The 25,465-nt window shown below is 63.6% G+C and carries 20 protein-coding genes; 11 read left to right on the top strand and 9 right to left on the bottom strand.

Going from position 1 to position 25,465, the window contains the following annotated elements:
• Positions 1-18 precede the first annotated feature (18 nt).
• Together P0Y65_01455 and P0Y65_01450 are read left to right on the top strand one after the other, a co-directional pair.
• Entirely contained in the window at positions 19-1,608 is a 1,590-nt protein-coding gene (locus P0Y65_01455) for a hypothetical protein (GenBank protein WEK04947.1), read from the top strand.
• Positions 1,595-2,233, top strand: a complete 639-nt coding sequence (locus P0Y65_01450) for an ATP-binding cassette domain-containing protein (protein WEK04946.1) — start codon at positions 1,595-1,597, stop codon at positions 2,231-2,233. Before P0Y65_01455 ends, P0Y65_01450 begins: the two co-directional genes overlap by 14 nt.
• Positions 2,234-2,248: 15 nt before the next feature.
• On the opposite strand, the gene P0Y65_01445 is transcribed toward P0Y65_01450, so the two are convergent.
• Together P0Y65_01445 and P0Y65_01440 are read right to left on the bottom strand one after the other, a co-directional pair.
• A complete protein-coding gene (locus tag P0Y65_01445; protein ID WEK04945.1) occupies positions 2,249-4,237 on the bottom strand; it encodes a hypothetical protein in 1,989 nt (662 codons plus the stop codon).
• A 48-nt stretch (positions 4,238-4,285) separates the two neighbouring features.
• A complete protein-coding gene (locus tag P0Y65_01440; protein WEK04944.1) occupies positions 4,286-5,575 on the bottom strand; it encodes an adenylosuccinate synthase in 1,290 nt (429 codons plus the stop codon).
• 159 nt (positions 5,576-5,734) lie between these two features.
• Between P0Y65_01440 and P0Y65_01435 the strand changes: the two genes are divergently transcribed.
• Positions 5,735-6,688 carry a DMT family transporter gene (locus P0Y65_01435; GenBank protein ID WEK04943.1) on the top strand — a complete coding sequence of 318 codons (954 nt, stop codon included), beginning with the start codon at positions 5,735-5,737 and terminating at the stop codon, positions 6,686-6,688.
• A 1-nt stretch (position 6,689) separates the two neighbouring features.
• Positions 6,690-7,256 carry an NUDIX domain-containing protein gene (locus P0Y65_01430; GenBank protein ID WEK04942.1) on the top strand — a complete coding sequence of 189 codons (567 nt, stop codon included), beginning with the start codon at positions 6,690-6,692 and terminating at the stop codon, positions 7,254-7,256.
• A 63-nt stretch (positions 7,257-7,319) separates the two neighbouring features.
• Here P0Y65_01430 and P0Y65_01425 read toward each other — a convergent pair whose 3' ends face one another.
• The 3 genes from P0Y65_01425 to P0Y65_01415 all read right to left on the bottom strand — a co-directional run bounded on the left by P0Y65_01425 (position 7,320) and on the right by P0Y65_01415 (position 11,159).
• A complete protein-coding gene (locus P0Y65_01425) occupies positions 7,320-8,222 on the bottom strand; it encodes a hypothetical protein (GenBank protein WEK04941.1) in 903 nt (300 codons plus the stop codon).
• 98 nt (positions 8,223-8,320) lie between these two features.
• Positions 8,321-9,904, bottom strand: a complete 1,584-nt coding sequence (gene serA / locus P0Y65_01420) for a phosphoglycerate dehydrogenase (GenBank protein WEK04940.1) — start codon at positions 9,902-9,904, stop codon at positions 8,321-8,323.
• 79 nt (positions 9,905-9,983) lie between these two features.
• Entirely contained in the window at positions 9,984-11,159 is a 1,176-nt protein-coding gene (locus tag P0Y65_01415; protein WEK06701.1) for a phosphoserine transaminase, read from the bottom strand.
• Positions 11,160-11,369: 210 nt separating this feature from the next.
• Here P0Y65_01415 and P0Y65_01410 point away from each other — a divergent pair, with 210 nt between their 5' ends.
• From P0Y65_01410 to P0Y65_01390, 5 genes are all read left to right on the top strand, one after another.
• On the top strand, positions 11,370-12,080 hold the full coding sequence (locus P0Y65_01410; protein WEK04939.1) for a TetR/AcrR family transcriptional regulator: 711 nt from the start codon (positions 11,370-11,372) through the stop codon (positions 12,078-12,080).
• 4 nt (positions 12,081-12,084) lie between these two features.
• Complete coding sequence (locus tag P0Y65_01405) at positions 12,085-13,143, top strand: efflux RND transporter periplasmic adaptor subunit (protein ID WEK04938.1); 1,059 nt, start codon at positions 12,085-12,087, stop codon at positions 13,141-13,143.
• A complete protein-coding gene (locus tag P0Y65_01400) occupies positions 13,140-14,195 on the top strand; it encodes an efflux RND transporter periplasmic adaptor subunit (GenBank protein WEK04937.1) in 1,056 nt (351 codons plus the stop codon). The genes P0Y65_01405 and P0Y65_01400 overlap by 4 nt, the downstream gene beginning before the upstream one ends.
• A complete protein-coding gene (locus P0Y65_01395; GenBank protein WEK04936.1) occupies positions 14,192-17,275 on the top strand; it encodes an efflux RND transporter permease subunit in 3,084 nt (1,027 codons plus the stop codon). Before P0Y65_01400 ends, P0Y65_01395 begins: the two co-directional genes overlap by 4 nt.
• Positions 17,276-17,392: 117 nt before the next feature.
• Entirely contained in the window at positions 17,393-18,208 is an 816-nt protein-coding gene (locus P0Y65_01390; protein ID WEK04935.1) for a sugar phosphate isomerase/epimerase, read from the top strand.
• Here the strand turns inward: P0Y65_01390 and P0Y65_01385 are convergent.
• On the bottom strand, positions 18,198-19,082 hold the full coding sequence (locus P0Y65_01385; GenBank protein WEK04934.1) for a sugar phosphate isomerase/epimerase: 885 nt from the start codon (positions 19,080-19,082) through the stop codon (positions 18,198-18,200). The genes P0Y65_01390 and P0Y65_01385 overlap by 11 nt on opposite strands.
• Positions 19,083-19,241: 159 nt before the next feature.
• Between P0Y65_01385 and P0Y65_01380 the strand changes: the two genes are divergently transcribed.
• On the top strand, positions 19,242-20,726 hold the full coding sequence (locus tag P0Y65_01380; protein WEK04933.1) for a GMC oxidoreductase: 1,485 nt from the start codon (positions 19,242-19,244) through the stop codon (positions 20,724-20,726).
• A 20-nt stretch (positions 20,727-20,746) separates the two neighbouring features.
• Positions 20,747-21,805, top strand: coding sequence for a Gfo/Idh/MocA family oxidoreductase (locus P0Y65_01375; protein WEK04932.1), 1,059 nt, complete (start codon positions 20,747-20,749; stop codon positions 21,803-21,805).
• Here the strand turns inward: P0Y65_01375 and P0Y65_01370 are convergent.
• From P0Y65_01370 to hisD, 3 genes are all read right to left on the bottom strand, one after another.
• Positions 21,802-23,016, bottom strand: a complete 1,215-nt coding sequence (locus tag P0Y65_01370) for a hypothetical protein (protein WEK06700.1) — start codon at positions 23,014-23,016, stop codon at positions 21,802-21,804. The two genes, P0Y65_01375 and P0Y65_01370, sit on opposite strands and share 4 nt — an antisense overlap.
• 75 nt (positions 23,017-23,091) lie before the next feature.
• A complete protein-coding gene (locus P0Y65_01365; protein ID WEK04931.1) occupies positions 23,092-24,102 on the bottom strand; it encodes an alcohol dehydrogenase catalytic domain-containing protein in 1,011 nt (336 codons plus the stop codon).
• 5 nt (positions 24,103-24,107) lie between these two features.
• A complete protein-coding gene (gene hisD / locus P0Y65_01360; GenBank protein ID WEK04930.1) occupies positions 24,108-25,430 on the bottom strand; it encodes a histidinol dehydrogenase in 1,323 nt (440 codons plus the stop codon).
• Positions 25,431-25,465 lie beyond the last annotated feature (35 nt).

The following is a 25,465-nucleotide window of genomic DNA, read 5'->3' as shown; positions in this document are numbered from 1 at the left end:
ACCATGTCGGGGACAAGCATGCTGACCCTGCCCCATCGTCCCCTCCGCATCGCGACGGCCATTTCCTTGGCCGCCGCGATTGCGGGATTGATCGCCCTCGTGCTCTGGGCACTGGTCGCAGCCGCCACCGGCGACAGCACTGGTGCCCGTGTCGACATCCCCCACCTCCTGCGCATGACCAGCCTCCAGGCCGGCCTCACCACGATCCTCTCCCTGCTGGTCGGCGCAGCCCTCGCCTGGGCGCTCAATCGCCTGCGCTTTCCCGGCCGCGATCTCGTCGTCGGTCTTTTCGCCTCCGCCATCGTCACGCCCGGCATGATCATCGCCTTTGGCCTCCTCTCGATCTGGGGTCGCAACGGCTGGATCAACCAGTTGAGCGAAACCCTCTTCGGCTTCCCGCTCGGCAATCCGGCCTTCGGCCTCTCGGGCATTCTGCTCGCCCATGTCGTGCTCGACGGCGCCTTTGCCGCCCGCATCATGCTGGCCCGGCTCGATGCCATTCCCTCTGCCCGCCTCAAGATGGGTCAGTCGCTCGGCCTCAACGCCCGGCAACGCCTTGCCCTGCTCGACTGGCCCGCCCTGCGCGGCACCGTCCCCGGCCTCGCCGCCATCATTTTCCTCCTCGCTTTCACCAGCTTCCCCATCGTCCTGATGCTCGGCGGCGGCCCCGCCAACCAGACGCTCGAAGTCGCCATCTACGCTGCCGTGCGCCAGGATTTTGACCTGATCGGCGCCGTCTGGCTCGCTGCCACGCAGATCGCCGTCTGCTCCCTCGTCATCCTCGCCGCCTCGGCCCTCGCCCCCATCCCCACCAGCTTCGGCGCCTCCACCGTCCCGCGCTGGCGCGACCATGGCCTGGCCCAAGCCCTGCAGATCCTCGTTCTGCTGCTTTGCCTCATCGGCTTCGTCCTGCCGCTGCTATCGGTGCTGATCGAAGGGCTGAGCTCAGGCCTCGATCGCATCCTGACGCGCCCCGCCTTCTGGTGGGCGCTCCTGAGCAGCGTCGTCATCGGCGCCACCTCGGCGCTCCTGACCCTCGGCCTGACACTCGCCCTCGCCCTCGGCCGCGCCGCCACCGGCAGCGGCACGCTGCGCACCCTGCTCGGCATGCCCGCCTTCGCCTATCTCGCCGTCCCGGCTGTGGTGCTCTCCCTCGGCTTTTTCCTCCTGGTCCGCCAGCTCGGCATCGCTCCCGCCACGGCTGCGCCCTTTGTCGTCATCCTGGCCAATAGCCTCCTCGCCCTGCCCTTCGCCATGGCAACGCTCGGCCCGCCGCTCGAAGCCATCGCCCGCACTCGGGGCAAGCTGATCCGTTCGCTCGGCCTCTCCGGCTGGCGCCAGTTCGCTGCAGTGGAATATCCCCTGCTGGGCCGCGATATCGGCGTGATGCTGGCGCTGTCCTTTTGCTTTTCGCTCGGCGATCTAGGCGTCATCGCCCTCTTCGGCACGCAGGATTTCCAGACCCTGCCGCTGATGATGTTCCGCGCGCTCGGCTCTTATCGCAGCAATGACGCCGCCGCTATTGCTGCCATTCTGCTGCTGGGCACCATTGCCGCCTTCGTCCTGCTGCCGCGCCTGTTTGAAAGAATTGCCAATGCTCATCGTTGACAGGCTGACCTTCAGCCATCCCGGACAGGCCCAGCGCTACGACTTCTCGCTGACCGCGCATCCGCGCGAGGTTACCGCCATTTCCGGCGCCAGCGGCTCGGGCAAATCCACCTTGCTCGACCTGCTCGCCGGCTTCCTGACGCCCATCGCGGGCAGCATCCAGCTCGATCATCAGGACCTTGTCCCGCTGCGCCCCGAGGAACGCCCGCTATCCCTGCTGCTGCAGTCGGAAAGCCTCTTCGAACATCTGAGCGCCGGCAGGAATGTCGCCCTTGGCCTGCCCGCGGGCACGGACAAACAGACCGCGCAGCAGCAGGTGGCTGCAGCCTTGGCGGAAGTTGGTCTCGATGGGCTGGGCGACCAGCAGGCCGGCACGCTCTCGGGCGGACAGAAGCAGCGCGTGGCGCTAGCGCGAACCCTGCTGCGGGCGCGGCCCATCCTCCTGCTTGACGAACCTTTTTCGGCACTCGACGATGAGACCCGTGCCCTGATCCGCGAATTGGTCCGCACCCTGACCGTGCGTCACGGCTGGCACACGATCCTCGTCAGCCACCACGCCGACGATGTCGCGGCCCTGGCGAAGCGGCGCTATCTACTAAGGGAGGGCAAGCTCATGGCGACCTGACCGGCCGCCATGCTCTTATTCATTCCAGGCAGTGAACACGCGTTCGAACAGCGTCTGCGCCTCGTCATCCTTCTCGAGGGTGATGATGGCATTGCGGCCCGTGCCATAGACCACGGCCAGATCCATCCAGCGGCGGTTTTCCAGCAGATCCGTATTGGTCGTCTGGTCCGCCTGTGTGGCGCTCAGCGCAAACAGGAAGGAATTTCCCACGACGCGCGCCGAGGCACCGACCAGCGCCGTACCCGGCACCAGTTCCTCATCCTTGAGCAGCACGCCGGGCAGGTTGGCAATGCTGCCACCGATGAAAGTGTCGCTGACGTTGAAATTGACTTCCATCAGATGGCTGGCCGGCAGGCTCGGATCGGAATTCTTGCGCAGCGTGATTTCGACACTGAGGTTACGCGCCGGAATGCTGGCCGTACCCTGGATGGTGGGCAGGCCCAACTCATCGACGCCCTCGCTCCATTCCACCGTGCCCGAGAAGGGAACAGCGCCGGTTGCGCCACCCTGGCTGGCTTCGAGCAGCAGCGACTGGCTGCCGGCAAGATCGGCCGGGTCAACCGACGCCGCCGGATCATCGGTAGCCGCAGCCGTCGAGCCGGGCAGGCGTTCTTCCGTCTTGTCGTCACCCGTCTCGATGCTCGGCAAAGTCGCCTGGCCCGGCGCCGGCGTCACCGCCTCGGGCGTTGGCTCGAGCCGGTCTTCCATCTGCAGCCCATTGAGTTCGGTATCGGTCTGCTCGTTGGTTGGCGTCGCCGCCGTATTGCCTGGACCGGTTGTCGTATCGGACTGCACCGGATCAAGCGTCGGCGTATTGTTTGTCGGAGTCGCCGTGTCGGTGACCGGCGCCTGCGCCTGTCCGAACATCTGGTCGAGATCGACATAGCCTTCGCGCCAGGCCCAGAAGCCCGCACCGCCGGCACCCGCCAACAGAATCGCAAAGACGACGAGGAAGATGGTCAGGCCCGCACCACCGCGCTGCGGCGGCAGCTCGGCAAAAGTGTCGCCGGCGGGCGCATTGGCGGCAGCGGCAAAGCTCGTATCGGGGAGGTCCGGACGTGCCGGCGTGGTTTCGCCACGCGCTTCGCGATCCAGCGTCTCTATGGCGCGCTCAATGACGCCCTGTGCCTCATTGGCATCGGGCTCGACTTCGACTTCGCGCACCGTGGACAGCGCCGGCTCAACCGGCACATCCACCGCGATCGGCGCAATCACCTGCTGACGCGCGGTCGCCTGGTTGCCCAGCAACGGCTCGACGCGCGTCGAGGTGCGCAGCGGCTCGACCATGGCATTGGCGGCCAGCGGCGCTGCATCGCGGCGCGGCTCAGGGCCGGGCGAACGCAGCCCATCGATCGGGCGCACATTGGACGGCGGCAGCAGCGGCGAACTGGGTCCACGCGCAACGATGGAAGGTATCGCCCGCAGGTCCGGCTTGGCGTCGAGGCTCGGCGTGTCTTCCGTCTTGACCAGCTTGACCGGCGCACCAGCCGATTCTGCAGCCTCCGAAATGATCTCTTCGATCGACTTGCCGGCAACGATCGGCTCTTCCGGCTCGTCATCCGCAGGCGGCTCGATGACCGAAGCAGTCTCGACCGGCGCAGGCTCAGCCGGCGCAGCAAAGCGCGGCGTCTCGACCGCCTTTTGCGTCTCGACTGCCTGGGGCAGTTCAACTGGCTGCGGCTCTTCAACCGGCGCTGCGGCAACCGGCGCGGGGCGCGGCGGCTCGATGGGCGCGGCTGGGGCTGGCGTGGCAGAGCGCGTCGGGAAACCCTCGCGCCCCAGCGAGATCACCGCCTCGCTGGCTTCGTGCTCGACCTGACGGATACAATCTTCGAGCTGCAGGCGATGCTGGGTAATGTCACGCGCCGGCAATGGGGGCGTAATGGCGCGCAATTGTCCGACCAGGGCCGAACGCGCCTTCTCGTAGACTGCCCTGCGGGCGGCCCCATTATTCTCCGGAAGCGCCGAGATGGCCCGGCGCAACAGCTCCTTGTAGTCCGCCATTGGTTACTTGGTACTCACAATTGCAGCGACACGTTTTAACAAAAATTATCAGTCTTGGAATGGGTCAACGACAAGGATGGTATCCAGACGTTCCGGGCTCGTCGAGAGCATGGCGACCGGCGCACCGATCTGCTCTTCGATATACCGGACATATTTGATAGCCTGAGCCGGCAGATCCGCCCAGCTGCGCGCACCAGCCGTGGTCTCGGACCAGCCTTCCAGAGTCTCGTAAATCGGCTTAACCCGGGCCTGTGCCCCCATTGAGGCAGGCAAGTAATCAATGCGTGATCCGTCCAGCTCGTAGCCGACGCAGACCTTGATCTCCTTCAGACCATCCAGAACATCGAGCTTGGTCAGCGCGATGCCGGTAATGCCCGACGTCTTGACCGTCTGGCGCACCAGCACGGCGTCGAACCAGCCGCAGCGGCGCGGACGGCCGGTGTTGACGCCCACTTCGCGACCGACGGTCGCCAGATGCCGGCCGATCTCGTCGTCGAGTTCGCAGGGGAACGGGCCTTCGCCCACGCGGGTCGTATAGGCCTTGGTGATCCCCAGCACATAGTGGATGGCGGTTGGACCAAGGCCCGAACCGGCGGCAGCCTGGCCGGCCACCGTGTTGGACGAGGTCACGAAGGGATAGGTGCCGTGGTCATTGTCGAGTAGCGCACCCTGTGCGCCTTCAAACAGGATTCGGGCGCCGGCGCGGCGCTTGTCGTCCAGCACCTTCCACACCTGGTCCATGAAGGGCAGGATGGTGTCGGCGACGGCCAACAGCTCGTCATAGATTGTCTGCGCTTCGATCTCGACGAGACCGATGCCGCGACGCAAGGCATTGTGATGGGTCAGCAGGCGCTCGATCTTGGGCATCAGCGTTTCGGGTTCGCTGAGGTCGATCAGGCGGATGGCGCGGCGGCCAACCTTGTCCTCATAGGCCGGGCCGATGCCGCGGCGGGTGGTGCCGATCTTGAGGCCGGCATTGGCGTCTTCGCGGATTCCGTCGAGCTCGCGATGCAGCGACAGGATCAGCGGAGCATTGTCGGCAATGCGCAGGATCTCGGGCGTGATGGTGACGCCCTGCCCGCGCAGCTTTTCCATCTCGGTGACGAAATGATGCGGATCCACCACGACGCCATTGCCGATGACCGAAAGCTTGCCCTGGACCAGGCCCGAGGGCAGCAGCGCAAGCTTGTAGCTCACGCCATCGATGACCAGGGTGTGGCCGGCATTGTGGCCGCCATGATAGCGCACCACGACATCGGCACGCTCGGAGAGCCAGTCAACAATCTTGCCCTTGCCCTCGTCGCCCCACTGCGAGCCGACGACAACCACATTAGCCATGCAAAAAACCTTCTCCAGGATAGGCGCGACATAAGGGGCCCGGCAGCTTTGCCGCACCCTTCCCCATTTGGACGTCTGTCACCCCGGTCGCCTTTGCCAAAGTTTTATCGCGACCGAATAACTGCTAAGTCCGACTGTCCTTACATCACTCGGGTCCCGATGACAAAGCCGCAAGACCAGCAAAATCGCGGCATTTCCGCTCAAATTCTCGATCAGCCCTATCTGCTGCTCATTCTCGCCCCGCTTTTCTGGGGTGGAAATGTCGTGGCAGCCAAACTGGTGGTCGGGGAAATCGACCCCTTCCTGCTGCTGGCCGCCCGCTGCGTGGGCGCAACGGCATTCATCCTGCCCTTCTCCTGGCGCTTCCTGAGCGCGGATTGGCCAGTGATCAGGCGCACCTGGCTGCTGCTGATGGCCTATGGGGCCATCGGCTATGCCCTTTTCAACGCACTGCTCTATATCGGACTGAGCACGACGAGCGGCGTTAATGCCGCCATCGTCCAGGGCTCGCTGCCATTGATGATTCTGGCTGCCAATTTCATGGTTTTCCGCGCCCGTGTCTGGCCATTGCAGGTGCTGGGCATGATCGTGGCCATCATCGGCGTCCTGCTGACCTCAACGCATGGCGACCTCGGCCGCATCCTGTCGCTCGACATCAATATCGGCGACGGCTTCGTGATTCTCGCCTGCCTTGCCTATACCGGCTATACGCTAGCCCTGCGCTTTCGCCCGCCGGTGCATATGATGAGCTTCATGGCCGTGGCCTTTGCCGGCGCCGCGATCACCGGGCTGATCATGCTGCAGCTTTTTGGCCCGGGCATCGCCGCCTTTGCCACCATTCCCACCATGTCGCCGACAGTCTGGGCCGTCATCGCCTATGTGATGATCTTTCCGTCCATGTTCAGCCAGATTTTTTATGCCCGTGGCGTTGAACTCGTCGGCCCCAATCGCGCGGCGCCCAGCCATAACCTGATCCCGGTCTTTGGCACATTGGGCTCAGTCATCATCCTGGGCGAAGCCTTCGAGCTCTATCACGCCATTGCCGCGACCATCATCATCGCTGGCATCGCTATGGCCGAGTGGAGCGCCCGCCGCCAGCACCGAAAGACCTGACATGCCCAGTCAAAGTGAATTTCCAACCTATCTTGACCAGATCGTCAGCCGCTATCTGCGCGAAAACGCCGGACCGGGCGAATACCTACCCCTGTTGCAATGGCAGATCGCCGAGGGTCACCGGCTCGATGAGCGCACAACCTATCCAGGTCACCTGACCACCAGCGCCATCGTGCTCTCACCCGACCACGCTCAGGTCCTGCTGATCGACCACGTCACCATCGGTCGCTGGCTGCAGCCCGGCGGACATTACGAACTCTCGGATCGTTTCTGGCAATCCGCCGAGCGCGAGGCAGTGGAGGAAACCGCCGTCACCGGGCTCATGCTGCATCCATGGCACCAGGACGAGGATCGGCCCTTCGTCATCGACAGTCACGACGTGCCAGGCAAGCAGGCGCGCAACGAGCAGCCGCATGTCCACCACGACCTGCAATATCTCTTCATCGCCGATCCGGGCCTGCCGCTGGCGCATCAGGCCGAGGAGGTCCACGCCGCCAGATGGGCGCCACTAGTCGAGCTTGAACCGATTGCCCCAAAAGTGATGGCGCGTTTGCGAGATATGGACTGACACACAAGCCCAGCGGTTGCGCACCGGCCTTTCCGGCAGAGGGCTTTCTGCGCGCCGCCAGGCTCAGGCGCCACGCCGGCCAAACTGTTTGCGCACCGACCCGGCGGGTGCACGCATCGCCGGAATGGCCCGCGGCTCGTCCGGGATGAAGCGTGCAGCGGGTGGCGGCGGGTTCGTTGTGCCCGACATTGCCTGCGCATTCTTGGCGAACCCCCAGATGCCGATGATGACGAAAATCAGCTGTCCACCGAAGAAATACAGGGCCGACTGAACCGAGAAGTGAAAGTCGACTTCGCTACGCTGTGGATTTTGCGGATCGAAGGTCACCTCGGCAAAACCGCTGTCCATCATCTGTTGCGCCGGGTAGCTGAATTTGTTGGCATAGCCGTCGACAGTCTCCCCACCGCGCGTCTTGAATTGGTAATGCACGCGCTGGACATCCCAGTGGATATCCGGCGCAGGTTCCATCGCGATGAAGCGCGCCGTCGTCTTGTCGCCATGGATGGCGAGTTGATAGTCGTCCAGCAACGGCCCCATGCCAAACAGGATGCCATAAGCACCATAAAGTGCACCGGCTCCGTAGATGATGAGCGCGAGACCTTGCGTCAGTGACGATTTGCCGATCACCGTGTCATCTGCCGGCGGGCCAGCACGCCAGCGCTGTGCAAACCCCTTGCCCGCGAAATAGACCAGCACCGCACCCACCAGCGCGGTAATGGCGTGTTGGCCAAGGATCATCATCGCTGCTGGGAGCTGGAACCCTGTCGCAGGAACGGGCGAACTGAGGATCAGATTGGCCACCACTATGCCGCCAACCAGTTGAACGGCGCCATAGGCAAAGACCGCCAACCCGGCAGCCAGACCCGCCAAACTCACCACCAGCGATATATTGTGTCGGATCGATGCGATCATGTTCTTCCCCGCAATCTGCGATAAATGGATCGCATCTTGTTGTTGCAGCGCCAAACCACACCTGCACACAGGGTTCACGAAGTATTTGTCGCGACAACGAAAAAGGCCGATGCTTGCGCACCGGCCTTCCTTGGCTCTGTCGATTGCAGCTTTTAGAACCGCAGCGCCTTGGCCTGCTTGACGCCTTCCAGCTTGGCGATTTCACCGAGCTGGGCTTCGCTCAGCGTGCCGTCGATCGACACCAGCGCGATGGCGCCACCGCCCACGTCCTCGCGGCCGAGGTTGAAGTTGGCGATATTGATGCCGAGCGTACCCAGTAGCGTGCCCAGGCGACCGATATGGCCCGGCTTGTCCTCATTGGTGACATAGAGCATGGACGGCGAAAGCTCGGCTTCCATGTTGATGTCCTTGACCTGGATGATGCGCGGCTTGCCATTAGCGAACAGCGTGCCAGCGACACTGCGGGCCTGCTCATCGGTGGTGATGGTCAGGCGGATATATCCCTCATAGGCGCCTTGGCGGTCGCGATTGGTGGTTTCCACCACGATGCCGCGATCCTTGGCGATCTGCGGCGCCGAGACCATGTTGATGTCACCCAGCGAAGGCTTGAGCACACCATTGATGGCAGCCGCAATCATCGGCTTGGTGTTGAGTTCTGCAACATTGCCCTCGAACTCGATCTTGATGCCGGTTATGGCCGTCTCGGTGAGCTGGCCGCCGAACGAACCCAGCGTTTCCGCCAGCTTGACCCAGGGGGTCAGGATCGGCGCTTCCTCGGCCGAAATCGACGGAAAGTTGAGCGCATTGGTGATTTCGCCGCTCATCAGGTAGGCCGAAATCTGCTCGGCAACCTGCAGTGCGACGTTTTCCTGGGCTTCAGTGGTCGAAGCGCCAAGGTGCGGCGTGCAGATGACATTTGGGAGATCAAACAGCGGGTTCTGCTCGGCAGGTTCGACGAGGAACACATCGAGAGCGGCGCCGGCAACCTGACCCGACTTCAGCGCATCGTAGAGTGCGGCTTCATCGATCAGACCGCCACGGGCACAGTTGATGATGCGGACGCCCTTCTTGGTCTTGGCCAAGGCCTCGGCATTGAGGATGTTGCGGGTGGCGTCGATCAGCGGCGTGTGCAGCGTGATGAAATCGGCGCGGGCCAGCAGCTCGTCCAGCTCGACCTTTTCGACACCCATGGTCTGGGCGCGCTCAGGGGTGAGGAAGGGGTCGAAGGCGACGACCTTCATCTTGAGACCCACGGCACGATCGGCAACGATCGAGCCGATATTGCCGGCGCCGATCAGCCCGAGCACCTTATGGGTGACTTCGACGCCCATGAAGCGGTTCTTTTCCCACTTGCTGGCGCGGGTCGAAGCATCGGCCTCAGGCAACTGGCGGGCCAGGGCGAACATCATGGCGATGGCGTGCTCGGCCGTCGTGATCGAATTGCCGAAGGGCGTATTCATCACGATGATGCCCTTCTTGGTGGCGGCCGGGATGTCGACATTGTCGACGCCGATACCGGCACGGCCGATCACCTTGAGATTGGTCGCCGCGGCAATGATCTTTTCGGTGACCTTCGAAGCCGAACGGATGGCGAGGCCATCATATTGGCCGATGGCTTCAAGGAACTTTTCCTTGTCCTTGCCCAGATCGGGGAGGTAGTCGACCTCGACGCCATTGTCCTTGAAGATCTGGACGGCGGTGGGGCTGAGCTTGTCCGAAACGAGAACCTTGGGCATTGCGCCCTCCTGCATTTTTGCTGCGGCAAAGCCGCATGAATAGGGGAGTTGGCCTCGCCCGTGGCGAGGCCGGAAACGCTTAGGCGGCAGCCTGTGCCAGCGCGGCCTTTTCTTCGGCAAAGGCGAAGTCCAGCCAGGGCGTCAGGGCCGCAAGGTCAGCGGACTCGATGGTCGAGCCGGCCCAGATGCGCAGGCCCGAGGGAGCGTCCTTATAGGCGCCAATGTCATAGGCAACGCCGGCCTTGTCGAGGCGGGAGACGATGGCCTTAGCGAAGGCTGCCTGCTTGTCGGCATCGAGCGCGGTCACGGCCGGATCGACGATCGAGAAGCACACCGAGGTATTGGAGCGGTTGGCCGGCGTCTTGGCCAGGAACTCGACCCAGTCGGTCTTGGCGACCCAATCCGCCAGCACCTTGAAATTGGCATCGGCACGGGCCTGCAACGCAGTCAGGCCACCTTCCTTGAGGCCCCACTCCATGGCGTCGATCGCGTCCTCGATACAGATCATCGAGGGCGTGTTGATCGTGGCCGCTTCGAACACTTCCTGCAGCAGCTTGCCACCCTTGGTGAGGCGGAAGATTTTCGGCAGCGGGCGCTCTGGCTTGAAGGTCTCGAGGCGTTCGGCAGCGCGTGGCGACAGGATCAGCACGCCATGGGCTGCTTCACCACCCAGCGCCTTCTGCCAGGAGAAGGTGACGACGTCGAGCTTGGCGAAATCGAGATTCTGCGCAAAGGCGGCCGAGGTCGCGTCGCAAATCGTCAGGCCTTCGCGATCGGCAGCGATCCAGTCGGCATTCTCGACGCGCACACCCGAGGTCGTGCCGTTCCAGGTAAAGACCACGTCGCGCTTGAAATCGACTTCACTAAGGTTTGGCAGGTCGCCGTAGCCGGCCTTGAGGATGCGCACGTCATCGAGCTTGAGCTGCTTGGAAACGTCGGTGACCCAGCCCTCGCCGAAGCTTTCCCAGGCCAGCATGTCGACGCCACGGGCACCGAGCATGGACCACAGCGCCATTTCGACGGCGCCGGTATCGGAAGCGGGGACGATGCCGATGCGGTAGTCGGCGGGGACCTGCAACAGTTCGCGGGTCAGGTCGATCGCGCGCTGGATGCGCTCCTTGCCGGGCTTGGAGCGGTGCGAACGACCGACCAGCGCATTGGCCAGCGCTTCAACCGTCCAGCCAGGACGCTTGGCACAGGGGCCCGACGAAAAATTCGGATTAGCCGGTTTTACTGCCGGTGCAGTCAGGGGCATTGCAGCCATCTTCAGCGACCCTCCCAGGTCTATGCGTCTCGCGTTAGGGCGAGATGTCCTGAGGCGGGAAATACGCCGGGACGCGGGGAGCCGTCAATGGGGATTCGGTTGGCTGTAGGGGAACAGCAGGCACTTGGCGATGATTTCAGTAATGACACAACGTTCATTATGACATATCGTCAGTTTGTAATTCCAATTTTGACCTGTCTCATGCAAGCAGAACCCGCCGAGGACCATCGAACCCGGACCGCAGCGCATCGCCGATTGCGGATGCGGCGGCGGCTGGTCGAAAGCGCCCTGGAAGTGATCGCCAGGGACGGTCTGGAAGCCACCACCATCGACACCGTGATCCGCACGGCCGGCGTCTCCCGCGGCAGCTTCTACAACTATTTCGACTCGACCGAGGACCTGGTCCAGGCGGCAAGCAATGACCTCAAGGGCGAAATGCTGCTCCAGGTCATCAAGGCGACCCAGGGCCACCCCGATCCGGCCACCCGGCTGGCCGCGGGCTTCAAGACCTTTGCCGTGACGGTCGCGACCTATCCCGAACTTGCGCAATTCGTGCAGGGTCTCGACCTCTCTGCCGCCAACACGGCTAGCGCGGTTTCGGAACGCTTCCCCATATTCCTGCGCAACGGTATTGCCGCTGGCCAATTCGTGGAACAACCGCCCGCGGTCATGATCGATCTCGTCACGGGTTGCGTGATCAAATGCGTCGCCCGCACCATCTCGGGCACCGCGGATGCGACCTATGTTCGTCATCTTGTGGCCGGCGTGCTGCGGGGCCTCGGCCTGCCGCCGGATCAGGCCTGGCAGATATCGGCGGTCGAGGCTGGACCGATCGACATTCCCGCAGACGGCCTGCTCGGTCGCCTGCATCAGATGCGCCACAACCACGCTACACTGGCGCAAGGAGTTTGACCCCATGAAACCCGCCACCCTGCTTTGGGCAGCACTGACCGTACCATTTGTCGTCGGATCGGCGCAGGCCCAGACCGCCCTCACTGTCGAGATCGTCACGGCCCGGTCCGCACCTTCTGCGATCATGCTGGACCTGACCGGCACCATCGAAGCGACCAGCAGTGTGCCGGTCAGTTTCAGGTCGGCCGGACGACTGATCGAGATCCATGCCGATATCGGCGACACGGTCCGGGCCGGCGATATCATCGCGCGCATAGAGTCGACGCAGGCCGATGCCGGACGGCGCGCCGCCATGGCGCAATTGACTTCCGCCACCGCCAGCCTCACCCAGACCGAACTGGCTCGCGAGCGCGCTGCCGACCTTCTGGCCCGCGGCGTCGGTACCCAGGCCGAGCTCGATGCGGCCCAGGCCGCCCTGCTCGCCAGCCGCTCTGCCCATGAACAGGCGCAGACCGAGGTCAACAAGGCCCAGCAGGCCGTCGACGACACCGTACTCAAGGCGCCGGCGAACGGCATTGTCACTGCGCGCGAGGCCGAGCCAGGCCAGATTGCCGGCGAGGGCCAAGCCGTGATCACCATCGCGCCGCAAGGCGAGCGCGAGGCAGTCTTCTACGCCCCCAATGTGCCAGAACTTGACGCCATGATGGGCCGCCGCTTTGAAGTAACGCCCATTGATGGCGGCGACACCCTCCCCGTCAGCATCACCGAGATTTCCCCGCTGGCCGATGTCACCACGGGCACCGTGCTGATCCGGGCGCGCTTCGAGGATGGCGTGACCACTATGGGCCTCGGCACGCCAATTTCCACAACCGTCAACATCCCTGTGCCAGATGCGATCAGCCTGCCGTGGTCGGCCCTGGCCACCACTCAAGGCAATCCGGCCGTTTGGCGCGCAGACCCGACGACCGGCGCAGTCACGCTCGTTCCGATCGAGATCGCTCGCTACACCACCAATACGCTCGAAATAGCCAGTGGTCTTTCCGATGGCGACCAGGTGGTCACTGCCGGTTCGAACCAGCTCTACCCCGGCCGCATCGTGCATCTGACGGAGGACGCCCCATGAGACTTCTCCCAACTGGCCTGCTGGCCATTCTGCTGGCCACGCCAGCCCTGGCCGAAACCGCGCCCCTGCCCGCCACTGACGCGCCCCGGCGCGTGGTGACCGAAATCGTCACCAGCGCCACCGAACGCGTGCGCGACTTCCCCGGCATTGTCGAGGCATCGCAACAAACCATCCTCGCCTTCCAGACCGCCGGCCGGATTGCCGAACGGCCCGTGGAACTGGGCGATGTGGTCAAGGCGGGCGACACGCTGGCCACCTTGGACGAGACGACCCTGATCGACGATCGATCGGCCGCCGAAGCCGCCGTGCGCTCGGCAGAGGCTCAGGCAGAATTTGCCAGGCAGTCTTTCGATCGAGTCGTCGAACTTAATCGGCGGGGTGTCGCGACCAATGAACAGCTGGATACCGCCACGGCGGACCGCGACGCAGCCGGCGCAGCGCTGGACGCCGCCAATGCCGATCTCGAGCGTGCCCAAGAGGCCGCTCGCTATGCCACGCTGACTGCGCCCGCCGATGGGGTAATTATCGAGATTCAGGCGGAGGCCGGTTCCATCGCCAGCGCCGGAACGCCGGTTGTGACGCTGGCCGCCGGCCAGGGCCGGGAAGTGGTGATCGATGTGCCCAGCGAGATCCTGCCACTGCTCCAGCCCGGCGCGCGCTTTCTCATTGATCGGCGCGTCGCCGGAACCGAGCCGATCGGGGGCACCTTGCGCCTTATCGAGCCCGTGGCGGATGGCGGCGCCCGTACCCATCGCCTGCGCATCGCGCTCGACACAGGCTCGGTGCTTCGCCTTGGCTCGCTGGTCTCCGTCCGGCTCGATCTGCCGCCCAATCCGCTATTGTCCCTGCCCCGCGCCGCCATCGGGCCGGACGACATGGTCTGGCGCGTCGGCGAGGGCCGGGCGCTCGAACAGGTCAAGGTCACCACGGGTGCTCAGCTGAGCGACCGTGTGGTGGTGACAGGTGGCATCGCGGAGGGCGACGAAGTGCTGATCCGGGGCATTCACTCGGTCAGCGCAGGTCAGGTCGTCGGCGAAGGAGCAGCACAGTGAACGGTTTCAATCTCTCTGACTGGGCCCTGCGCCACCGGTCCTTCGTCTGGTTCCTGATCCTGATTTCGCTGGTTGCCGGCGGTCTGTCCTACATGAACCTGGGCCGCGAGGAGGACCCGAGCTTCACCATCAAGCAGATGGTGATTGTGGCCGCCCTGCCCGGCGCAACCGCCGAAGAAACGCTCGAGCAGGTCACACGCCGCATCGAGAACAAGCTGCAGGAACTCGACTCGCTCAAGCAGGTCCGCTCGGAGACCTTCCCCGGTCAGACCGTGGTCTATGTCGAGATCGAGGACTCCCTGCGCGGCGATGCCGTCGACAATACCTGGTTGCGCATTCGCAACATGATGAACGACATCAGGGGTGAATTCCCCAGCGAGTTTGCCGGCTTCCAGTTCAACGATAATTTCGGCGACGTATTCGGCAGCATCTATGCCTTCACCTCGGATGGCTTCACACCGGCCGAACTGCGTGAGGAGGCGGAGGACTTCCGCGACGCCGTGCTGCTGCTCGATGCGGCGGGCAAGGTCGAACTGGTCGGCACCCGCGAGCAGCAGGTGCATATCGAATTTTCGACCCGCCGCCTTGCGGCCCTCGGCCTCGACCGGGCCGCCGTGATGAACACGCTGGCGGCGCAGAATGCCATCGTTCCGTCAGGCGTCATCCGCACGCAGAACGAACAGATCGCGGTACGCGTTTCCGGTCGCTTCAGCGGTGCCGAAGACCTGGCCAACGCGCCGCTGCGCGTCGACGATGCCTATTTCACCCTGGCCGACGTCGCCACCGTGACCGACGGATACAATGACCCGCCGAGCTCGATCTTCCGTTACGACGGCCAGTCCGCGATCGGCGTTGCGGTCGGCATGCGTGAAGGCTCCAACATCATCGACTTCGGCACGGAGCTCGACACGCTCATGGCTAGTGTCCAGGCCGAACTGCCTATCGGCATGGAACTCCACAAGGTTGCTGACCAACCTCATGTCGTCGATGAATCGGTCAATCACTTCGTCACAGCCCTGGTTGAAGCCGTGGTCATCGTGCTGATCGTTTCCTTCCTCTCGCTGGGCCTGCGGGCGGGTCTGGTCGTCACCATGACCATACCGCTGGTCCTGGCCATAACCTTTGTCTTCCTCGACCAGATGGGCGTGACGCTACAGCGCATTTCGCTGGGTGCCCTGATCATTGCGCTTGGTCTTCTGGTCGATGACGCCATGATTGCCATCGAGACGATGATCTCCCGTATCGAACTGGGCGAGAGCAAGCTCAAGGCCGCATCCTACGCCTGGACCTCGATCGCCTTTCCCATGCTGTCGGGCACCCTGGTCACCGTGGCCGGCTTCATCCCCATCGGCCTCAACAGCTCGCAGGCGGGCGAATATACCGTCTCGCTCTTCTACGTGATCGCCATTTCGCTGGTCGTCTCCTGGGTGGTGGCCGTGCTCTTTGCGCCCCTGCTTGGCGTTGCCTTCCTGCCCGCCAAGATGAAGCACCATGCCGGCAATCCCGGCCGCTTCCGCCGCGGCTTCCATCGCGTGCTGCGTGGGGTCATGCGCTTCAAATGGGCCACCATCATCGTGACGGTGGCGCTCTTTGCCGTCTCCATGGTCGGCATGCGTTTTGTCGAGAACCAGTTCTTCCCGTCCTCGGATCGGCCCGAACTGGTAATCGACGTCAACCTGCGCCAGAACAGCACGATCGAGGCGACCGACGCGGCCATTGCCGAACTCGAAACCTTCCTCTCGACCCGTGAAGAAGCTCAGTTCTATTCGAGCTATGCCGGCCGCGCCGCCCCGCGCTTTATCCTCTCCTTCGATGCTCCCACCGCGGCGAGCTACATGGGGCAGGTCGTGGTGATGACCGACAGCATGGAAGCGCGCGACAGTCTTGCCGCCGCCGTGCGCGAGTATGGTGCGACGCTCCAGGGCGTCGAGCTCTATGCCAAATATCTCGAGCTCGGCCCGCCGGTCGGCCGACCGGTGCAATATCGCATCAGCGGACCCGACCGCGACGTGCTGCTCGAGCAGGCCCGCTCTGTCGCCGCGCTCATGGGCCAGGATCCGCGCCTCAACATGATTGCCATCGATCAGGGCGAGCCGGTCCGCGTGGCCCGCGTTGTCCTCGATCAGGAACAGTTGCGACAGATGGGCCTGACCCAGAGCGATGTCGCACAGGCGCTCTATTCGCTCTACGACGGCGTCACCGTGACCGAACTGAGCAACGACGACATCCTCGTGGACGTCATCGCCCGCGGCATCGGCGAAGATCGCGGCTCGCTCGAGGCCCTGCAATCGCTGCAGCTCAACAATGCCTCCAACGTCCCCGTTCCGCTCGGCGCTTTCGCCCGGCTCGAATGGGAAACCGAAGCGCCAGTCCTGCATCAGCGCGACCGCGTCCCCACCATCACCGTCAAAGCCGCCATCGTGGGTGGCGACCAGGCGGCGACCATTGTCACGGACCTGACCGACGGCATCCAGAGCCTGCGGGCAGACCTGCCGGCCGGCTATGAGATCGTCATCGGTGGCTCGGTCGAGACAAGCGGCGACAGCCAGGCGCCCATCCTTGCGGTGGTGCCAATCATGCTCCTTGTTATCCTGACTCTGGTCATGATGCAGATGCAGAGCTTCCGCCTGATGCTCATCGTGCTTTCGGTGGCCCCGCTTGGCCTGATCGGCGTCGTCGCGGCATTGCTGGCTTCAGGCGCGCCACTCGGCTTCGTGGCAATCCTGGGAGTGCTCGCCCTGGGCGGCATCCTGATCCGCAACTCGGTCATCCTGGTGCATGAAATCCAGGTCCTGATCGGCAAGGGGCAGGATCGCTGGAACGCCGTGTTCCACGCCTCCGACAGCCGTGCCCGGCCGATTCTTTTGACCGCCGCAGCCGCGAGCCTCGCCCTCATCCCCATATCCCGTCAGGTGTTCTGGGGACCCATGGCCTTTGCCATGATGGGCGGCATTATCGTGGGCACGGTCATAACCCTGCTCTTCGTGCCCGCGCTCTATTGCGCCGTCTTCGGTGTGCGCCCGCCCGAAGAAGCGGAAAAGGCTCCGGCGGAAAGCGAGCTGCCCACAACCGCGCATTAGGCGTTGCGGCGACAAGCACTTTCTTTCAGACTGCACAAAGGGAGACCCGCCAGACGGGCCTCCTTTAATTTTGTGGCCGGCTTCAAGACCGGTTTGAACAACCTCTGCAGGTAATGGATGACCGATTCCCGCCCTATGGCCAGGACCAGCCTTAAATGGTCGATGATCGAAGATGACCTTTCCATTGCCGACAAGTTCAAGCTGGTTGCCGACCTCGGCTTCGATGGCGTCGAACTGGACGCTCCCAATGATCTGCCGCTCGACGCAGTGCTGGCGGCGCGCGATGCGGCGGGTATCGCCATTCCCGGCGTCATCAATTCGGCCCACTGGAAGACGCCGCTGACCGACCCCGATCCCGCCGTGCGCGGGGCCTGTGTCGAAGCAACGATCATCGCGCTGCAGCAGGCCAAGGCCTATGGCGCCGATACCGTACTGCTGGTCCCGGGCGTGGTGAAGGGCGAGACCAGCTATGCCGCCGCCTGGGACCGGGCGGTTGAGGGCATCGACCGCATTCTGCCGCATGCCGAGGAAATCGGGGTTTCGCTGGCGCTCGAAAATGTCTGGAATGACTTCCTGCTCAGCCCGCTCGAAGCGGCGCATCTGATCGACGGCTTCGATAGCCCGCGTCTCGGCTGGTATTTCGACATCGGCAATGTGATGCGCTACGGCCGGCCGAGCGACTGGATCGAAGCGCTCGGACCGCGCATCCTCAAGCTCGACGCCAAGGAATATAGCCTCAGCAAGATGAATGCCGAAGGCCCTTGGAAGGGCTTCGACGTCGAGTTGGGCGAAGGCGATATCGACTGGGCTGGAGTTAATCTGGCCTTGGGCAAGATCGGTTATTCGGGCTGGGTATCAGTCGAGGTGCCGGGCGGAGATCGCCAGCGCCTCGCCGATATCAAACAGCGGCTGGACCGGATCGTCAGCCTCTGACTTCATCCAGCATCCGGCGCAGGTTGTTCAACCCAATCTCGCAACCCTGGAGCGAGGGCTCGCCGCCCTCGTATTCCAGCGAGACGAAGCCGTCATAGCCCGAGGCGACCACGCTTTCGAGCAAAGCATGCGTATCGAGATCACCGAAGCCGAAGATCGAGCCGCGGATATATTGACCGCCATAGGTTTCGAGCCAGCCCGGGCCTGGCTCGAAGCCGCGCACGTAAAAATCCTTCACATGCACGAAGCTGGCATAGGGCAGGCAGGCCTTGGTCGCCACATGCGGTTCGTCATCGACGCAGAGAAAATTGCCCACATCCACCGTCAGGCGGAAATTGGGATGATCAACGGCATGCAGCAGGCGGCGGATGCGCTCACTTGAATTCATGAAGAAGCCGTGGTCCTCGACGCTGGTCACAACGCCCTGCGTCGCGCCATATTCGGCGATCTCGCGACACGCGCTGACGATACCGGGAAACTCAAGCTCGAACTCTGCGGTGTCGGTCAACCGATAGGCCCAGGGCACGACGTCGTGGCGCAAAAAGGGTGCCCCAAGCCGCTTGCAGAGATCGACATGCCGCTTGACCATGTCGATCTGGCCTTGCCGCTCGCCGGGCGAGATGAAGCTTGCCGCCATGCAGAGACCCGAAACTGGAACGCCGGTCCTCGCGACGGCAGCCTCGATCCGTGCGATGGCTTCGTGCTCGACCGAGAGGTCATAGCCCTTCTCCTTGCCGGCCTCGGCAAAGGAAAAGGTCGCGATTTCCAGATGCTCTGCGCCCTGTGCCTTGAGCCAGTCGAACAGGCCTTCGATCGTCAGGCTGCCATCGGCCAGGATGGGTCGGAAGCTGTAGGAGGATAGGCCCAGTTTCATGTCGCACTCCAGGAAAGGTCGCGCCCATTAGTCCGAGGATGGGGCGGCAAGGGCAAGGCGCGGTTTGTGTCACAAGACGACAAAAGCGACTTTACATACCAATAAGAACCAGTGATACCATTTGGATACCACTGAAATTTCTCTCATAGGGCAGATCTGATGCGCCAAGAGTCCACCGATGTCGTGATCGTCGGGAGCGGTCCCACGGGAAGCGCCTATGCGCGCATCATCCGGCGCGACTGGCCCGAAGCGCGCATCCTGATGGTGGAAGCCGGCCCGCAGATCCTGCCGCAAAAGGGCGCCCACCTCGACAATGTCGCCGACCTCGACGAGCGCGCAACGCTGGAAATCCTGGCGCAGGGCGGCGACCGCAGCCCGCGCATGTCGATCAGCAAGGAAGAATGGGAAGCCCGCCGCGCCGGCGGGTTCGACGCTTCCCTGCTGCGCCGTTCCGGCCTGTTCATTGCCAATGATGGCGATCCGTCGGACAGCCTTTTCGCCGGTTTCTCGGCTGCCAATGTGGGCGGCATGGGGACCAAGTGGTCGACCGGCACCCCGACGCCGTCGCAGGCTGAGCGCGTGCCCTTCATTCCGGCCGCAGAACTGGAAGCGGCGCTTGGCGTCGCGGGCGGTCTGCTCGGCGTGCACAAGGACGTGCGTGGTCCCGATGCAGTCGCCGTGGCGCTGCGCGAGAAGCTTGGTGCCGTGTTCAATCCCGGCCGCAGCGCCGACCGGCAGGTGCAGCCCATGCCCATGGCGGCAACGCCGGGCGACAGCGGCCCGCGCTGGCATGGCACCGACGTCATCCTTGGCGACATGGTGGACGAGCCCGAAGACAGCTTCCGCATCGTGGCTGAAACCGCCTGCCGCCGGATCATCCACGAGAACGGCCGTGCCATTGGTGTGGAACTGGCGACACCCGGCTCGGACGAGACTTGGCGGGTGATGGCGGGTGCTATCGTGGTCGCCTGCGATGCGCTGCACACGCCGCAATTGCTGCATGCCTCGGGCATTCGCCCCGCTGCACTCGGCCGCTATATCAACGACCACTATATTGTTTCCCAGATTGCCGAGATGCAGACTGACGTGCCGATGAAGGCGATGAGCTGGATTCCGGCGACCAATGAGCTGCCCTTCTCTGTGACCATCGCGCCGGCGAGTCTCCACACCATGCCCAAGTCGGCCGAGCTGGGCGGCCAGCCGATCGGCATGGGCGTCTTCTGTCCCGCCGATATCGACGAAAACAATCAGGTCACCTTCGACGACAACCGTCTTGACTGGCGTGGCCTGCCCGCCATTTCAATCAGGTGGAAACAGTCCGAAGGCGATCTCAAGCGCCTCGAATGGGCCAAGGATACGGCGCTCAAGGTGGCCGAAGTGATCGGGCGCCCTGCCCCGGGTTTTGCCACCTTCGTCCAGCCCATCGGCAGTTCCCTGCACTATCAGGGCACGGTGCGCATGGGTGAGACGGACGACGGCACCAGCGTCTGCGATCGCAACAGCCGCGTCTGGGGCTTCGACAATCTTTATGTGGCCGGCAATGGCGTTATTCCGACGGTGACAGCCACCAACCCGACCCTATATTCGGTAGCCCTTGCCACCTTTGGCGCCAGCCAGATTGCCGCGGCCCGCCGCACCGCCTGAATTTATCCGGAGTATCTGCGATGACCACGACCAAACTCAAAGTCCTGGTGGTTGGGCTTGGCCAGATGGGCCGCAGCCATGCGATAGCCTACCACACTCATCCCGGCTTCGAGATCGTCGGCCTGGTCAATCGCTCTGTGCCAACACTGCCTGAGGAGCTGTCCGGCTATCCGGTCCGTAACGACTTCGCTGCGGCACTGGCCGAATTCAAGCCGGACGTGGTGTCCATCGCGACGCATACCAATACTCACGCGGACTATGCCGTGGCCGCCATGGAAGCTGGCGCCCATGTCTTCGTCGAAAAGCCTTTGGCATCCACGGTGGAAGACGCACGGCGCGTTGTCGCTGCCGCCGAAGCCAACAAGCGCAAGCTGATCATTGGCTACATCCTGCGCCACCACCCGTCCTGGACGCGGCTCATCGAGGAATCGCGCAACCTGGGTGGCCCCTATGTTTTCCGCATGAACCTCAATCAGCAGTCGAGCGGACCGGCCTGGGACATTCACCGCTCGATCATGCAGACCACTTCGCCCATCGTCGATTGCGGCGTGCACTATGTCGACGTCATGTGCCAGATCACCGACGCCAAGCCGGTGGAAGTGCGTGGCATGGGCGTGCCGCTCGCCAAGGGCCTGCCGCAGGGCATGTATAACTACGGCCATTTCCAGGTGCTCTTCGACGACGGAAGCCTGGGCTGGTACGAGGCAGGTTGGGGCCCGATGATGTCGGAGACCGCCTTCTTCGTGAAGGACGTGATCTCGCCAAACGGCTCGGTGTCCATCGTCATGGACCAAGGCGCGGCCTCGGCCGATATCAACGCCCACACCCAGACCTCGCGCATCTTGGTACATCACGCCGCACTCGATGCCGACAACAGGCCGGCCCGCAAGGACGACTGGCTCGACATGCACGGCGAACCCGATCACCAGGGCCTTTGCGATCGCGAGCAGGACTTCGTCTACCGCGCCATCGCCGAGGATATCGACCTGACGCGGCACATGAGCGACGCCGTGACCTCGCTCAACATCTGCATTGCTGCCGATGAAAGCGTACGCACCGGCCTCGCCGTAAAACTCTAGCGCGGCGTTACCGCGTCCAGCGTGTCCGACAACAGGTCGGCTCCGGCGACGGGCTCGCTGCCGGCGCGGACCGCATTCGCAAAGCCGATCAGCGACGATGTCGGATTGTGCCGCGAGACGCCTGCGCGAAGGTTCATCACCAGCGTCGGGCAGAGGAAAAGCCCGTAGCGCACCACCTGCCGCCAGTCATCGGGCAGCAGCGAGCGATCCTTGAGCAATTGCAGCAGCGGTTTCCAGGCCTCTTCTGCCTTGACCCGCAGCAGGTCGGCCCGGATCGGCGAGAGTTTCCAGTCGGTCTCGATGGTCAGCTCACCGTCCTGATAGGTCGCTTGGGCGCTATAGGCCTTCTCCAGCTCCTCAGGGTCGTAGAGCCACAGCGGATGCGCCAGGATATTGTGGAAGGTGGTCTTCACCTCCGCCAGCAGCGTCGGCACGCTGTCGCCGGCAAAGGCCGGGTCGAAGAAGCTGAGTTCGGCACGATCCCCCTGCTCGACGAACCAGACATTGGCATTATGAGCATCACCATGCGCCACCACGCCGCCGGCATCGGCCAGCAGGCTTGGCTTGAGCCGCTCATGCGCACCGTCGAACAGTTGCCGGATGGTCTGTTGATAGCTGACGCCATTGATGACGATCCGCGCATCGGCGAACTCCTCCCAGCTCATCGTCGCGCCGGGAAAGGCGAAGTCCTGCCCGACATAGAAGCTCCTGAGCCGTCCACCGGGATAGGCCCCAGTCGCCGGATCGATCAGCCGCTCGTAGAACAGGCGATTGATTGGTTCATCGGCAGCCTGCTCCGGCGTGATCGGGTGCAGGCTTTCACGATAAACATCGAGCACCCGCGCACTCAGCCGGCTCTCTGCGTCGACGACAATCCGGCGCAGGCCGGGATCGTCCTTGAGGTCCAACTCCCGCAGCACATCCGAAAGCCGGCGATCCTTGCGGCGGCGATAGACCAGGATCTGCTCGCCCGGCAGCACCGACATATGCACCGGCTGGTCCACCGGCAGGCCGGCCCGCGCCAGAATGTCGGCGCGGTAATATTCCCCGCTCATCGCCTCTTCGCCTTCTTCCTGATGGAACTTGAAGAAATAGGCTTCGTTATCGGTGTCGAAGAAACCGTTGAGAGAATTGAGGCTGTACTGGTCGTAGTTGATCGTCACATTACGCGGGTGGATAGCGAACAGGTCCTGCAACAGCTCGCCCAGCATGAGCTGCGCGCGGTCGCGATTATCCCTGGCGACGGCGCGGATTTCGGCCGTACGGCTCGGAGCTGTTGTCATGGTCTACGCGATCTCGATAATGGTCTTGAGGCCCTTCGCCTGCCCAGTAAGCAGGCGCTGGAAGGCATCGGGCACCTCTTCGAGACGAACCGTCCCGTTGATGAATTGCGGCAGCACGTCGCTCAATTCGCCGGCCATGGCGATGGCATCGGGCAGCTCGTCCTTAAAGGCATGCGACCCCAAAAGCGCAATCTCCCGCTCGACCAGAACATTGGGATCGAGATCGAGCTTGCCATGACTTATGCCCACGAGAACCAGCCGCGAATTGGCCCCCATGAGTTCGATGGTCTGCTGCAGCGCAGCAATGCTACCGGTCGCATCAATGGCAAAGCGAATGGCCTCGCCATCCAGCGCATCGGCGATGGCCTGCTTGTCGAGTGCCACCACCCGACCCGACGTCGCCTCGGCAACGGCGGCCGCGCGTTCAAAATTGCGGTCAGCGAGCAGGATCGGCCTATCATGCCGCCGCGACAAGGCCAGCGCGCAGAGTCCACCGATCGTGCCGCAGCCGACGACCAGCACCGGCGCACCGGGCTCGACCGCTAGCTTGCCCAGCGCATGCAGCGCCACGGCCAAAGGCTCCGACATTGCGGCCAGATTGGCCGGGAGATCATCGGGACGCCTCAGCACTAGCCTTGCCGGCAACAAGACCTGTTCGGCAAAGCCGCCATCGCAGACCTCGCCGACGAAACCGAGCGAAACGCAGGCATTGCGATCGCCGGCCCGGCAATTCTCGCATTCTCCGCACCAGTAGCGGGAATCGGCGACCACTGCATCGCCGCGCGCAAAGCCCGATACGCCCTGCCCTACCGCTGCCACGCGGCCGCAGAACTCATGGCCAGCTATCGACGGCGAGCGGCTGATCCACTGACCGGTGGAGAAATTATGCAGATCGGAGCCGCAAATCCCCGCGGCCTCGACGTCGAGCAGGATCTCGCCCGGACCGGGCGACGGCGGCGCATCGACCTCTTCGAAGCGCAGGTCGCGAACTCCATGCAGGCGAACGGCTTTCATGGGCCTTACCGCACGTGCTTGTAACGTTCGTCCGACACCGCAATCGCGTGCGACGAAAAACCTTCATAGAGCGCCAGCTTGTGCGCATGGCCGGCCAGCAGCGGGAAGCCTGCGGCGGTGACATAGCCAATGGAACTGCGCTTGACGAAATCCGTCACTGACAACGGGCCATAGGTGCGGGCCCAGCGGCTGGTCGGCAACACCGCATTGGGACCAAGCCCGAAATTGCCGATCGAGCACGGTGTGTACTGACCCAGGAGGATTTCCGACGCCTCGGTGATGCGGCCGAGATGGTCATAGGGCTCGGTCGAGAGGATCTCCAGATGCTCCGGCGCATAGGCATTGATGAAGTCGTAGCTCTGTTCCACCGACTCCGTCAGCACCACGCCGCCATTCTTGCCGGTGAGCACCGTGGTCGAGAAGCCGACCCGCTGTTCGGTCATCTTCGCCCAGAAACCCGGCAAGGCGGCCAGCGCTTCCTCGGCAACGCGACGGCTGTGCGTCACCAGATATGCCGATGAATCCGGACCGTGTTCAGCTTCAATCAGCAGGTCCAGCGCCGCCAGGCTGCCGTTGACCGTATCATCGGCAAAGATCACCGCTTCCGACGGCCCCGCCGGCAGGCCGGTATCGAGCACACCGGCCAGCAACCGCTTGGCCGCCACAACCCACGGGCTGCCTGGACCGACGATCTTGAGGGCCGGCCTGATCGTGTCGGTGCCATAGGCAACGGCCGCGACAGCCTGCGCACCGCCGACCTTGTAGACCGTCTCGACGCCGGCGAGACGCGCCGCCACCAGCGTTGCCGCATCCACCGTGCCATCCGGCGCCGGCGGGGTGATGATGGCAACATTGGGAACCCCAGCCACCATGGCCGGCCCCGAGGTCATCATGGTGACCGAGGGAAACGACCCCTTGCCGCGCGGCACATAAAGCGCCACCGACTGGATGGGCGTGAAGCGATCACCGGCAAAGGCGCCGGGACGGATCTCCTTCATCCACATGGTCTCGGGCTTCTGCTCCTCGTGGAAGCTGCGGATATTGTCGGTGCCGAATTTGATCGCCTCGATCACCTCGGCGTCGACCAGCTTGAAAGCTGCGTCGAACTCGGCCTCGGTCACCTTGAGATTGCCCTTGTGCACGCCCTCGGAACGATCGAAGTCGCGGGCGAAACGCACCAGCGCCTCGTCGCCTTCGGTCCGCACCGCTTCGATGATCGGCTTCACCTTCTCGATGACACCCGAAAGATCGGTTTCCGACCGGCGCAGCAGGGCAGCGCGCTGCTCCGCGTCGAGCTCGGCATAGGTGTGGAAGGAAACATTGGTCATGGCAAGTCTCACTGAAGGGAGAGCAGCGACACGGT

Source organism: Candidatus Devosia phytovorans (genome assembly GCA_029202405.1).
GTDB classification, from domain to species: Bacteria; Pseudomonadota; Alphaproteobacteria; order Rhizobiales; family Devosiaceae; genus Devosia; species Devosia phytovorans.
The sequence above is the reverse complement of the archived record's forward strand: the minus strand, read 5'-3'. Positions and strand labels throughout refer to the sequence as shown.